Below are 12,739 nucleotides of genomic sequence, written 5' to 3' on the forward strand. Positions count from 1 at the left end.
GTTTGTCTAGCATGATGTTGCTTAGTAGTTGTGATAGGTTTCTACCCTGTGGGGTTCCTATTTCACTTTTTTCGTATGCGCCTTTGTTCATTATTCCCGCTTTTAGGTATTTTCTGATTAGTGATTCTGTATCTGGTGCTTTGATATGTTCATGGACTATGCTCATTAGTTTATCTTGTGGCACTTTGTCGAAGAATTTTTCTAGGTCTATGTCTACTACCCATTCGAATCCATCATTTAAGTATTCTAGGCTTTTGATTATTGCCATTTGACAGTTTCTTCCTGGTCTGAAGCCATAGCTTGCTTCAGAAAATCTTTTGTCTATTATCGGGGTTAGTACTTGTACGATTGCTTGTTGGATTATTCTGTCCATTACTGTTGGTATTCCTAGTTTTCTTTTTCCTCCGTTTGGTTTTGGAATTTCTACTCGGACTACCGGCTGTGGTTTGTAGCGTCTTTCAATTATTTCTTGTCTTATCCTTGCCCAGTTAGCTTTGATGTATTCATCTATTTCTTTTACACTTATTCCGTCTGTTCCAGCTGCTCCTTTGTTGGAGATAACTTTTACTTTGGCTTGGTGCATATTTTCTGGGTTTAGGATTTGACTTATTATTTTATCTTCCATGTGTGCACTTGCTCCTTTCCGCTTACATAACTTTTTCTTAGGTGTGAGATTTTGAGTTCATTTACGTTTCTTCTACTTTCTCTGTCAGATTTGTTATGCTACATACATTTTGCTTGTGCTTTTAAATTGTTCGGTCCTTCGGTGTTTCCACATACTATGACTTCTGCTGACTTCTCACTATTCGTTGTTACTACTTCTTCGCTAGTGAGACCTCACGGGATAAGCTCTAATACTTTCATCGTTTACTTGCAGAATTTACGCTTTAGGTTTACGGTTACCTTTTGGGTCTTTGCTATCTACTGCTAGCTTGCCCACCTGTTACGCCTTGTATTCTGTTCCTGTTCGTCAAGCCACGATTTCGCTATTACTTCTTCTCTCCTAGATGTCACCATCTAAAACTTGCAAGTCGCTATTAGATTCGTCGGTAACTACGCTCTGTAGGGATTTTCACCCCAGCATTAGAGCATGCCCGTCATACAGCAAAAACCTCCCCTTATCGGGGGGGTGAAATACATATTTACTTATGCAATTTATGTCACCCTAAATTTAAAAATATATTTTATAGAGCAAGTGCAGGAGAAATTTCTATATTGAATATCATCCTATTATTCCAATTTAGCATTATATTATCATAGATTAATAGTTAATCAAACCCAAAAGACATCTTTAGGCTTAAGAATCATTAACAAATTACGAAAATAAAAGTATTAAGATTCGAATCCAAAAATTTAAATCATATATAATTATTCGATTACTATTGAGCATGAATTTTAATGAGGTATAATTGCTCCTAGGATAGTTATTGATATTCAAGCTAAACCTGTTACACCCTAGGTGTAGCAGGTTTATTTTTTTGTGGAGGTCCCATGATTGTAGGAAAGGTTATAAATAATAATGTCATAAGTGTTATTGAAAATAATGTAGAAAAAATAATAATGGGTCGAGGTATTGGGTTTAAAAAGAAAAAAGGAGACATAGTTGAAGAAAATAAAATAGAGAAGATATTTATTATAGAAAATGAGTTTAATGCTATTAAATTTAAAGAATTGATGGCAAATATTCCAATGGATTGTATGTTAATTGCTGACGATATTATAATTCATGCAAAGAAAATTTTAAAAAGAAAATTCAGTGATTTATTGTATATAAATCTTGCAGACCATATCGATGCAGCTATAAATAGGGTTGAAGAAGGTATTACAATTAAAAATTTACTAATCATTGATGTAAAACGTTTCTATCCCGAGGAATTTGAGTTAGGAAAATATGGTTTAAATATTATAAATAATAAATTTGGAGTGAGTTTGCCTGAGGACGAGGCCGGATTTATAGCACTACATATTGTAAATGCTGAAGAAAAATACGAAGATAAAAATGAGGTTATAAAGATGTTCGAAATCATCCACCTTATAGAGGATATTGTTAGAAATGAATATAATGTTATTTTTGACGAATCTAACGTTTATTATTTTAGATTCTTAACTCATTTAAAATTTTTTGCCGAAAGATTATTATCTAAAGGCAAGTATAATAGCGAAAAAAACCTAGATTACGATTTATTTGATACTGTTATCAAAAAATATAAAGAAGCCAACAGGTGTGTTGGTGTTATTAAAAATGTCTTGAATGATATGTATGGTTACGATATTTCTGTGGAAGAAGAGATGTATTTGACTTTACATGTTCAAAGACTAATATCTTTGACTTAGTATTGTAAATTATAATAGTAAGTTTTCATTAAATAAGGAGAGCAAATGACATATAGCAAACAAGTTGAGAATAGCTTAAATAAGATGATGTTTTGGAAGAAAAAATATAAAAAAGATGATAAAAAATGTAGCGTTAAGATATATTCCCCTATTGAAGGAGAAGTTGTACAATTGGAAAACGTAAATGACGAGGCTTTTTCAAGTGGTATATTAGGCAGAGGAATTGCTATCATCCCAAATATAGGCAAAATTGTTTCCCCTGTTAATGGTATTATTAGCATGGTCTTTGAAACAAATCACGCAATAGCTATTACTTCTAATGAAGGGATTGAAATTTTAATACATATAGGTATCGACACTGTAGAGTTAAAGGGAAGAGGTTTTAAATCTCACATAAAAAAAGGGGATCTAGTGAAAGTTGGGCAATTATTGATGGATGTAGATATAGATTTTATTAAAAGCAATGGCTACGATATAACTAGCCCTATTGTAATAACCAATGATAATGATTCAATGAAAATAACAGAGACAAATGCTAATTTCGTACGATTTGAAAATGAAATATTAAGTCTGGATTATGATAACGAATCATAAAATTATAAAGTTAATAAATTTAACAAATATATTGACAAATTATTTTATTAGATTTATAATTAATTCAAGATGTAATTTTGTTTACGCAAGATTATTTTATACTTATGATGATAATTATTATTTTGACAACTTAGAATGTTGTTAAATATAAGGATTGTTACTAGCAAGACTAGGCAAGACCAAAATAAAAGAGTTGTTTTTTACGCTCTTGTAATTGGTCTTTTTTTATTTTCTATCAAAAATAAAAATAATTAAATTTTTATAAGGATTGTTACTAGTGGAGCTAGGCAAGACCAAGTTAGATATGAAAACGTTAGTTTTTATATCCTTAGCTTGGTCTTTTATATTTATATATAATTTTGCGATATATCATAGAATATAGGAGGTCTTATGAAATAAAAAGTATCAAATTTATTAAAGTTGGTTTTACTATTTCAAGTTTAGTAAGAATATTCTTACATTTCAAATTATCGCTTATGAAAATAAGGAAAGGAAAAATAAATGAAGGAAAAATTAATTTCCAAAATGCAAGCTTTTTCAAAAGCTATTGTGGTGCCAGTTTTATATCTACCAGCAATTGGCTTAATTCTAGTTATATGCAATTTTATTACTAACCCAACAATTGCAGATGCATTGCCATTTCTAAAATTCGGACCAATTCAGGTATTATTCAAGGTTTTGTACAGCGGATTAATATCAGTATTCAATAATTTAGGCCCAATTTTTGCCATTGGTGTAGCATTTGGTTTTGCCAAGAAGAAAAAAGAACATGCAGCTTTAATCTCATTTTTGTGTTTATTTATATTTTGCGCTATACAAAATGCATATCTAACTGAACATAATTTGTTACACGAAGCAGTTGGTAATGGTCAAAACATGATGTTAGGCTTCCAAATTGTTGATATGGGAGTTTTCTTAGGCATTCTTATAGGATGCATAGTAGGTGCATTGTTCAACAAATACTATGACAAAGACTTAGGTGAAGTTTTGTCAGTTTATGGAGGTACTAAATTTGTTTTCTTAATTAGTATTCCAATAATGTTGATTTTGGCAATATCATTTGTATATATTTGGCCACCAATACAAGGAGTAATTACAAATATTGCAACATTCATATCTACTTCAGGTGGTATAGGATATTTCACATTCGGATTCTTAGAAAGATTATTAATACCAACAGGACTTCATCACATATTAGGTAGCAGTGTGTGGTACACAGATTTGGGTGGAGTTGCTACAGTTGCTGGTAAACAATATGTAGGATCTTGGGCAATTGCACTAGCAGAATTAAGTGACCCAGGTACAGCAAAATTATCACTTTATACTATTTTTAACAACGTAACCTTATGTAAAGTATTTGGATTAACAGGTGCTGGTTTAGCTATGCTAAGCTGTGCAGATAAATCTATGAAAAATAAAGCTAAAGGAATATATATTCCAGCTATATTAAGTAGCTGTCTTGCTGCAATTACTGAACCTATAGAGTTTACATTTTTATTTGTATCTCCTCTATTGTTCTTAATCCATTCATTTTTAACAGGTATTTTCTTTTACTTGTTATACTTCTTTAAAATAACATGTTGTACAGCCGGAGGAATTTTTGAAACATTATTATATAATGTTCCAGCCGGAATAGCCAAAACAGGATGGCCTTATTTTATAATTCTAGGTCTTGTTCAAATGGCAACTTACTTCGTTGTATTTAGATGGTTTATTTTAAAATTCGATGTCAAGATTCCTGGCCGAGATGGTACTGAAGATGTTAAGCTTATAACTAAAAAAGAATATATATCTAAGAAAGAAACTTCTCACGAGAATTCTGACAATCATAGATATGGAATAGGAGAAAAAATTTATCAAGCCATCGGGGGAATCGCTAATATTCAAAGCATTGATAATTGCTTTACAAGATTAAGGGTTAATTTAAATGACATTAACAATATAGATGAAGAAATGTTAAAAGAAACTGGGTCAAAAGGCGTAATCAAAAGAGGCAGTGAAGTTCAAATTATATATGGAACAAATGTCCACAAATTTAGAGATGCGCTTGAGGAATATATGGAAAAAAATAATTTAAGGATTAAAGGAGAGGAATAATATGGAACCAAAGATTATAACTATTGTAGGTGGCGGAAGCACATACACACCCGGAGTTGTAAAAGCAATTTTATCAAAAAAAGATACTTTTCATGTAAAGGAAATTAGAGCTTATGATATTGACTACCAAAGACAAGAAGATGTATCTATAATTGTTAGAAAAGTTATTGAGAATGATTGTCCAGAATGTAAATTCATAACCACTACAGATCCGGAAACAGCTTTTAAAGATTCTGACTTTATATTTGCACAAATTCGTGTTGGAAAATATAAAATGAGAGAGATGGACGAAAAAATTTCCTTAAAATATGGAGCAGTTGGTCAAGAAACTTGTGGATGTGGCGGCTTAACATATGGACTTAGAACTATTTATCCTATGGTAGAAATTCTCGATTACGTAGCTAAATACGCAAATCCAAATCATTGGATATTAAATTATTCTAACCCTGCAGCAATTGTAGCATTAGCTTTGAAAAAAATTAGACCTAATGCTCGTATAATCAATATTTGTGATATGCCAGTTGCTATTGTAAACAGTTTTGCAGATATACTTAATTGCAATCCAAAAGATATCAAACCATTCTATTTTGGCCTAAACCATTTTGGATGGTTTACAGATGTTTGGGTAAATGGAGAAAGTCGTTTTAAAGAATTGTTAGATCACGCTATGAAGAGTGGTTACCTTTGTGAAACTCCAGATGAACAACATTGGGAGCCATCTTGGGTTGAGACTTATAAGAATGTAAAACCAATGATTAATAGGTTCCCTGATTATTTGCCAAATACTTATTTAGAATACTATTTGTTAAGCCAAGATATAGTTGATCATTCTAATAAAAATTATACACGTGCTAACGAGGTTATAGATGGACGTGAAAAAACATTATTTGATGCTATAAATCAATATAAGGAAACCGGAAAATATGATGATAAAACTTTCGTTGTAGGTGCACATGCAACTTTCATTGTTGATTTAGCAGAGTCTCTATGTAAAGAAAATGGAGGAAGATATTTATTAATAGTTGAAAATAATGGTGCTGTTGCTAACTTGCCGGATGATGCAATGGTTGAAATCCCTTGCTACGTTTCTCCAAAGGGTATTGAAAAGACATCAGTAGGCCACATCCCTACTTTCTATAAGGGACTTATAGAACAGCAATATGCATCTGAAAAATGTATAGTTGAGGGAGCTATTGAGCACTCTTACACTAAAGTTTTACAAGGTTTCGCTCTAAATAAAACAATAAAATCATCAACTCAAGCAAAAGAAATACTAGATGAAATGATCGAAGCTAACAAGGAATATTGGCCTGAACTTAGATAGTTTTTAAAATGTGATCTTTTAAAAATTCTGTAATAAATTTAGTGTATCGACCCTAACCAAAATTAAGGCAAGGGTTGATACACTTTTTTTGTACCTAACCGGCTTGTAATAAAAGCATTTAAGTAGATATTGCAAAATATTAACTTAATCATTTAAAAATCATCTTATTAACATGATATTACTAATTTGCAAATAATTATTCCCAAGCTGTCATCTTGAAAATAGACAATCTAAACTAAATATAGTCCCTATCTTTCATTTACTTTTTTTCCTGTCATGTAGCTAATATGGAAAGCCAACATCTTTGTATTCTTAAAGCCGGCCGCCATATTTTCATCTACCAATTCTATATTTGGGTAATATTTTTTTGCTAAGTTTATCATAGCGGCTCTGGCAAATTCTTGGTCTTCTATTTCTTCAACTAGACCGTAGGCTACTACTGATGAGGTGATTTTTGACCAGCCATCATCTGCTAGCCCATCTTCCAAAATTACCGTAAAACAAGCCTTAGGATCTTTTTCTATGCAGTCTATCTTATAGCCAGTCTTGGTGCCGTGAAAGTATAGCGACTGGTTTTCTTCATCATAGACGTAATTTAAAGGCAAACCATAAGGATAACCGTCATCTCCATGTAGGGAAAGGACTCCCCTTGCAGCCTTATGAAGGATTTCCCTTGTTCTTTCTGGACTCAATTCATTTTTTACTTTTCTAATTTTTCTAAACATAAAACCTTCCTTATTTATCAACAAGATTAACAAGTAAATCAAATAAAGATTTTATGGCTTTTTCATGTGTTCTTTCGTATCCATGGCTTGCTGCCACCCCACAGCCTACTAGGGCATGTCTGTAATCATAGTCGCTTGCTACAGCAGCTGAAGCATCTGAGCCGTAGAATGGGTAGATGTCTAGGCCGTAATCTAGGTCTAAGTCTTTGGCGATAGTTACGAGCTCATTTGTAAGGTCGTAGTTGTATGGGCCTGATGAATCCTTGGCGCAAATTGAAACTTTTAATTCATCACAAGTGAGGTCGTCGTGGACTACTCCCATGTCTACTGCCACCATGTCCCTAATTCCTTTTGGATGGCCTGATGCAGCTCCATGGCCTACTTCTTCGTAGATGGTAAACATCATATAGAGTGGACGGTTGATTTTTATTTTTTTCTCCTTGATTTCCTTGGCAAGGGCTAGGAGTATACCTGCAGAGGCCTTGTCATCGAGGTGACGACTTTTCACAAAACCATTATCTATCCTAAATCTTGGGTCAAGGAAGATAAAGTCACCGTTTGAAATTCCGAGCTTTTCAGTTTCTTCTTTTGAGTGGGTTATGGCATCTATTACTACTTCCATAGTTGTGTCATCACGTTTAGCTTCCCTTGGGTCAGATGATCCATGAACAGCTGGGTTGTTAAGTCTAACTACCCCTGTATATTCCTCGCCGGAGCGAGTGTGGATTTTTACATTTTCAAATTCCACAAAGTTAAGTGGGAAACCACCTAAAGTTGTTACTCTCAAGGCTCCATTTGCCTTAATTGACCTAACCATAAGTCCCAAGGTGTCAATGTGAGCAGATAGCAAGAGGCCATTTTCCCCTTCCATCTCATTAATAGGCACAATGACATTGCCCTTGTTATTTTGGTAAGGCGCATAGCCTAATTTTTTAAATTCATCCATCAAATATTCTTCGGCAAACTTGGTAAAACCAGTTGGTGATGGAGTATTCACAAGGTTTTTTATATATTCTGTAATTGTAGAAATTTCCATTTTTTTCTCCCCTATCTATAGTATAATATCAATAATCATATTATATGGTAAGTAAAAAATTAATAAAGGATATAAAATGAAAAGATATATTTTCAAAGAAAAATTTTTAAAAATAACAGATAAGTATTGGATAAAGGACGAAGATGGCAGTAACGCTTTCTACCTTGATCAAGATTTTACCTTTATCGGCTATAGGGCCACAGTTTTCGGACCTGATAAAGAAAGGCTTTTTAGGATAGAAAAGAAAATTATTTCCCTCTTGCCAAAATTTTTTGTAGACTTTGAAGACGGCTCAAAGATGACTGTAAACCAGAGATTTACCCTTCTTAGGAAGTCTATAGATGTCGATACAGACTTTGGCACCATCAATCTTAAGGGATCTATTTTTGATTATGATTTTACTATTACCCTAAATGGAGAAAAAATCGGCGAGGTTAACAGGAAATTTATTTCCCTAACCGACCACTACGTTCTAACAGTCTTAAACGAGGACTACACCTTGGCAATGATTGCCCTAGTGATTTGCCTAAACAAAATCCACGACGATGAAGCAAGCGCTGCAGCCGCATCTGCTGCTGGAGGTGGCGAATAATGGCAAAATTCATTTTAATCCTAGCAGGTCTCTTCACCCTAGGCGGCCTTTATAACCTCTACCTATTTGGACAAATCAAGGAAAAAGTCAAATTTACATCAACAGACCTAGCCGTCCTTGGGATGATAGCAGGAATGTATATAGTTTATGACCTAGTCTTCAAACCTTATATAATAAACGTCCTAGCCCTCTCCCTATCAATGATTTTTTGGAACTACACAGCAATCATCGCCAGGGGTTTTAGTGATAAGTGTGTCTTCACCAACAAGTTAAACCCCTTCATCAACAAAAAAGTTCCCCTAGAAGAAATAAGGTCAGTTACCCTATCAAGAGCCAATAAAAACCTCTTGTTAATGGTATATTTCAAAACAGCCAACAGCCAGGACAACATGAGCTTTATCTTCGCCAAAGAAAAGGAATTGGTAAAGATTTTAAAAAATCAAAAAGTAAATGTTATAAATTAGGGTAAATGTTAAAAAAATAGACTTAGTGAGTATATTAATAGTAACCATGAAGTTGATTAATTAAGCATGGACTTACAAAAAAAAGACGAGCCTATCCGCTCGTCTTTTATACTAAAAAATATTTAAAATTTACCACCTAGCCATTATACGCTTCTTCATCCACAAACAAATATACATTTGGATGGAGATTTAGAAGGCCACATGGAAGATCTGTTGATATTTTATCATCGTTTAATAGCCTTTTTACTGCTTCATGTTTATTTTTACCATTAGCTAGGACTATTATCATCCTTGCGTCAAATATTTCTGCAAGCCCCATTGATAAGGCGTGTTTTGGGACTTCGTCTTCATTTTCAAAAAATCTAGAATTTGCTTCTATAGTTGACTTGTCTAATTCTACTATTGATGCGTATTTATTAAGCTTTTTAGCTGGTTCATTGAAGGCTATATGTCCATTTACACCCAAGCCTAAAATTTGTATATCCCTTTGTCCAAATTCTTCTAATTCTTTTCTATATGCTATAGCATATTTTTCATCTGCTTCTGGAGCCTTTGGTAGGTGGATATTTTCCTCTTTAATTGCAACATGATCAAAAAGATTTTTGTGCATGAAATATGAATAAGATTGGCTGTTATTAGGGTCAATACCTACATACTCATCAAGGTTAACACTTTTCGAATATTTAAAAGAAATCTCACCTTCTTCTTGGGCAGCTATAAGGTTTTTATACAGACCTATAGGACTTGATCCTGTCGCAAAACCAAACTTTATTTGTGGTTTTTCCATCATATTGCTTATTACAAGATCACTAGCCTTTTTACTCATATCATCATAATCTTTGCATACTATTACTTTCATATATCGCTCCTTTAATGGTAATAAAAATTTTATAGGCAAAATTTTTATGGTTCTCACAATATATCGAACACGAAGTGTGAAGATAGATTGATGAGAAACCTTATGTAATTTTTTGCTAGTGACGCGACGAATAGGAGCGTTATTAGCAAAAAGATTACGTTCATTACTACTAATATTCTTACCCACTTTATATAATCTTACCTTCTTTGAGCAAAATAAAAAACCCCGGACAAGCCGGGGTTGTAAAGTTCGTAATGTTTTTATTCCAGTCACTCCTATTCGTCGCGACTTACATAAAAAATTACATAAGGTTGTTCATCAATTTCTTCTGCGGTGCTTAACACCTTGAGAAATTGTGAAGAACGCAAAAATTTTGCTTACAAAATTTTTGCTACCATTGATTAATAGTTAAATGCTGCTACTTCGAACCATTCTTGTGGATGGTGGCAAGCTGGGCAGATTTTTGGTGCTTTTTTGCCTTCATATAAGAAACCACAGTTTCCACATTTCCAGATTACTGATTCTTCTTTTTCGAATACTGTGCCGTTTTCGATGTTGTCGTGTAGTTTTTGGTACCTATCTCTGTGTGCACCTTCAGCCTTAGCTATATTTCTGAATGCTCTAGCTATTTCATCGAATCCTTCTTTTTCTGCTACGTCTGCAAATGCTGGGTACATATCTTCGCATTCTTCGTTTTCACCATCTATAGCACCTTGAAGGTTTGTTAATGTGTCATGCCAAATTACTGGCCAAGCTGTGTAACCTTCTGTAAGTTCGATTGTTTCAAGTTTGAATTCTTCTCTTAAAAATTTATAAAATCTTGCAGCATGTTCGCCTTCGTTCATAGCTGTTTCTCTAAAGATAGCTGCAATTTGTCTATAACCTTCTTTTTCTGCAGTTTTTGCTGCATATGTATATCTCATTTTAGCTTGTGATTCGCCGACAAATGATGTAATTAAGTTTTGTGCTGTTTTTGTTCCTTTTAGTTCTGCCATAATAATCTCCTTTATAATATTATTTCGTTTCCTTATATTCATATTATATTATTAATTATTCGTTTGTCAAGAATGATTCTAAAGTTTTAATCAATCTAAATATGATACATATAATCATTATCATTACATTTTCTCTTGTCTTTACTTATTAATTTTTAGCCTTTTTCCGTCTGTTCACCTTCATTGCATTTTATCATTTTGAAAGGCTAATCCTTAAGTTTTAAATAGTGATAATAATTATCAATTTGTATATTATCCAAAATTTCTGATTATTTTTTATTGCCTTCTAGAGGCTTTTCTCTATCGTGGCAAATTGAGGTATAATTATATAAAGCAAAGGAGGCTATATGAAAGTAAATTTTAGCAATGTTAATTTAGAAAATATAGACAAGTATGAAGAAAAGGCTCTTGCCGCTTTTGATACTCTCATGGGTAGAAATGGCGAAGGCAACGACTTTTTAGGCTGGATTGACAGACCAGTCGACTATGATAAAGACGAATTTGAACGAATTAAAAAAGCTGCAACAAGAATTAGAGAAAACTCTGACGTCCTTGTTTCAATTGGTATTGGTGGATCTTACCTTGGTATCAAGGCAGTTGATGTCGCTTGTGATTCATATTTTAACTCAGAAAGAAAAACCAAAATCATCTATGCCGGCCACCAACTTTCTGGCGAATACCTTGTAGAACTTTTAGACTACCTTAAAGATAAGGATTACAGCCTAAATGTCATCTCAAAATCAGGTACAACTACAGAACCAGCCATAGCCTTTAGGGTCCTAAAAGAAGCCCTAGAAGAAAAATATGGCAAGGAAGAAGCAAAAAACAGAATTTTCGCAACAACAGATAAAGCTAAGGGAGCTCTTAAAGAACTCGCAAATGCCGAAGGCTACGAAAGTTTTATCGTACCAGATGATATTGGCGGAAGATTTTCTGTAATATCTGCAGTAGGCCTCTTACCATTAGCTGTTGCAGGCATTAATATAGACGAATTTATGGCAGGTTTTGCTGATGGTAGAGAAAAATATACAAATAAATCTATGGAAAATGACGCAATAAAATACGCCGCAGTTAGAAATATGCTCCACGAAGATGGCAAAGACATAGAAATCCTTCTAAACTACGAACCAAAATTAAAATACGTAGCAGAATGGTGGAAACAACTATATGGCGAAAGCGAAGGCAAAGACGGAAAAGGCCTCTTCCCTGCAAGTGTATCAAACACAACAGACCTCCACTCAATGGGTCAGATGATCCAAGATGGAGTAAGAAATATTTTTGAAACAGTAATCGAAGTAGAAAATCCATCCAAAGACCTAACAATAAAAGAAGACGAACAAAACCTAGACGGCCTAAACTTCCTGGCAGGCAAAACCATGTCCTACATCAACAAACAAGCCATGGAAGGCACAGCCATGGCCCACGTAGAAGGAAATGTACCAAATATTAGAATTAAAATCGACAAAATTAACGAAAGAAACCTAGCCGAACTCTTCTATTTCTTTGAAATAGCAGTAGGCGTTTCTGGTTACATGCTAGGGGTAAATCCATTCAACCAACCAGGAGTAGAAGCCTACAAAAAGGCAATGTTCAAACTTCTAGGAAAACCTGGATATTAGATAGAAGAATAAGAGGACTATTAAATAGTCCTCTTATTTTTTATATCAATGTGTTGTATAGTCGGAATAACCATTGACATCCTGCAATTTAAGTCTGTTA

At 33.6% G+C, this 12,739-nt stretch carries 12 protein-coding genes; 7 read left to right on the plus strand and 5 right to left on the minus strand.

Annotated features, from left to right (window positions below; all coding sequences use genetic code 11):
- Positions 1-625: reverse transcriptase domain-containing protein (locus HMPREF0072_RS01975; protein WP_004827120.1), on the minus strand; the 625-nt coding region annotated here is incomplete at its 3' end.
- A gap of 866 nt (positions 626-1,491) precedes the next feature.
- Between HMPREF0072_RS01975 and licT the strand changes: the two genes are divergently transcribed.
- The 4 genes from licT to HMPREF0072_RS01995 all read left to right on the plus strand — a co-directional run bounded on the left by licT (position 1,492) and on the right by HMPREF0072_RS01995 (position 6,349).
- Positions 1,492-2,334, plus strand: a complete 843-nt coding sequence (gene licT, locus HMPREF0072_RS01980) for a BglG family transcription antiterminator LicT (RefSeq protein ID WP_004827122.1) — start codon at positions 1,492-1,494, stop codon at positions 2,332-2,334.
- 45 nt (positions 2,335-2,379) lie between these two features.
- Entirely contained in the window at positions 2,380-2,928 is a 549-nt protein-coding gene (locus HMPREF0072_RS01985; protein ID WP_004827123.1) for a PTS sugar transporter subunit IIA, read from the plus strand.
- 501 nt (positions 2,929-3,429) lie between these two features.
- A complete protein-coding gene (locus HMPREF0072_RS01990) occupies positions 3,430-5,025 on the plus strand; it encodes a PTS transporter subunit EIIC (RefSeq protein WP_004827125.1) in 1,596 nt (531 codons plus the stop codon).
- 1 nt (position 5,026) lies between these two features.
- On the plus strand, positions 5,027-6,349 hold the full coding sequence (locus tag HMPREF0072_RS01995; protein WP_004827126.1) for a 6-phospho-alpha-glucosidase: 1,323 nt from the start codon (positions 5,027-5,029) through the stop codon (positions 6,347-6,349).
- A 248-nt stretch (positions 6,350-6,597) separates the two neighbouring features.
- Here the strand turns inward: HMPREF0072_RS01995 and HMPREF0072_RS02000 are convergent, their stop codons facing one another.
- Both HMPREF0072_RS02000 and HMPREF0072_RS02005 read right to left on the minus strand, forming a co-directional pair.
- On the minus strand, positions 6,598-7,074 hold the full coding sequence (locus tag HMPREF0072_RS02000; protein ID WP_039930957.1) for a pyridoxamine 5'-phosphate oxidase family protein: 477 nt from the start codon (positions 7,072-7,074) through the stop codon (positions 6,598-6,600).
- Between the two features lie 10 nt (positions 7,075-7,084).
- Positions 7,085-8,110: a M42 family metallopeptidase gene (locus HMPREF0072_RS02005; RefSeq protein WP_004827128.1), complete on the minus strand. Its 1,026-nt coding sequence runs from the start codon at positions 8,108-8,110 to the stop codon at positions 7,085-7,087.
- 76 nt (positions 8,111-8,186) lie between these two features.
- Here HMPREF0072_RS02005 and HMPREF0072_RS02010 point away from each other — a divergent pair, with 76 nt between their 5' ends.
- A complete protein-coding gene (locus HMPREF0072_RS02010) occupies positions 8,187-8,702 on the plus strand; it encodes an LURP-one-related/scramblase family protein (RefSeq protein WP_004827129.1) in 516 nt (171 codons plus the stop codon).
- Positions 8,702-9,166, plus strand: a complete 465-nt coding sequence (locus HMPREF0072_RS02015; protein WP_004827130.1) for a hypothetical protein — start codon at positions 8,702-8,704, stop codon at positions 9,164-9,166. Before HMPREF0072_RS02010 ends, HMPREF0072_RS02015 begins: the two co-directional genes overlap by 1 nt.
- Before the next feature lie 136 nt (positions 9,167-9,302).
- Here HMPREF0072_RS02015 and HMPREF0072_RS02020 read toward each other — a convergent pair whose 3' ends face one another.
- Both HMPREF0072_RS02020 and rbr read right to left on the minus strand, forming a co-directional pair.
- On the minus strand, positions 9,303-10,025 hold the full coding sequence (locus tag HMPREF0072_RS02020) for a glucosamine-6-phosphate deaminase (RefSeq protein WP_039930958.1): 723 nt from the start codon (positions 10,023-10,025) through the stop codon (positions 9,303-9,305).
- A 401-nt stretch (positions 10,026-10,426) separates the two neighbouring features.
- Positions 10,427-11,020 carry a rubrerythrin gene (rbr, locus tag HMPREF0072_RS02025; protein WP_037326024.1) on the minus strand — a complete coding sequence of 198 codons (594 nt, stop codon included), beginning with the start codon at positions 11,018-11,020 and terminating at the stop codon, positions 10,427-10,429.
- Positions 11,021-11,367: 347 nt separating this feature from the next.
- Between rbr and HMPREF0072_RS02030 the strand changes: the two genes are divergently transcribed.
- Complete coding sequence (locus HMPREF0072_RS02030) at positions 11,368-12,639, plus strand: glucose-6-phosphate isomerase (protein WP_004827135.1); 1,272 nt, start codon at positions 11,368-11,370, stop codon at positions 12,637-12,639.
- Positions 12,640-12,739: the final 100 nt, after the last annotated feature.

The sequence above is a fragment of the Anaerococcus lactolyticus ATCC 51172 genome, from assembly GCF_000156575.1.
GTDB classification, from domain to species: Bacteria; Bacillota; Clostridia; order Tissierellales; family Peptoniphilaceae; genus Anaerococcus; species Anaerococcus lactolyticus.

Bases quoted from the DNA above. Each gene is read 5' to 3' on its own strand.
- licT (WP_004827122.1), top strand. From the start codon at position 1,492: ATGATTGTAGGAAAGGTTATAAATAATAATGTCATAAGTGTTATTGAA.
- HMPREF0072_RS01985 (WP_004827123.1), top strand. From the start codon at position 2,380: ATGACATATAGCAAACAAGTTGAGAATAGCTTAAATAAGATGATGTTT.
- HMPREF0072_RS01990 (WP_004827125.1), top strand. From the start codon at position 3,430: ATGAAGGAAAAATTAATTTCCAAAATGCAAGCTTTTTCAAAAGCTATT.
- HMPREF0072_RS01995 (WP_004827126.1), top strand. From the start codon at position 5,027: ATGGAACCAAAGATTATAACTATTGTAGGTGGCGGAAGCACATACACA.
- HMPREF0072_RS02000 (WP_039930957.1), bottom strand. From the start codon at position 7,074: ATGTTTAGAAAAATTAGAAAAGTAAAAAATGAATTGAGTCCAGAAAGA.
- HMPREF0072_RS02005 (WP_004827128.1), bottom strand. From the start codon at position 8,110: ATGGAAATTTCTACAATTACAGAATATATAAAAAACCTTGTGAATACT.
- HMPREF0072_RS02010 (WP_004827129.1), top strand. From the start codon at position 8,187: ATGAAAAGATATATTTTCAAAGAAAAATTTTTAAAAATAACAGATAAG.
- HMPREF0072_RS02015 (WP_004827130.1), top strand. From the start codon at position 8,702: ATGGCAAAATTCATTTTAATCCTAGCAGGTCTCTTCACCCTAGGCGGC.
- HMPREF0072_RS02020 (WP_039930958.1), bottom strand. From the start codon at position 10,025: ATGAAAGTAATAGTATGCAAAGATTATGATGATATGAGTAAAAAGGCT.
- rbr (WP_037326024.1), bottom strand. From the start codon at position 11,020: ATGGCAGAACTAAAAGGAACAAAAACAGCACAAAACTTAATTACATCA.
- HMPREF0072_RS02030 (WP_004827135.1), top strand. From the start codon at position 11,368: ATGAAAGTAAATTTTAGCAATGTTAATTTAGAAAATATAGACAAGTAT.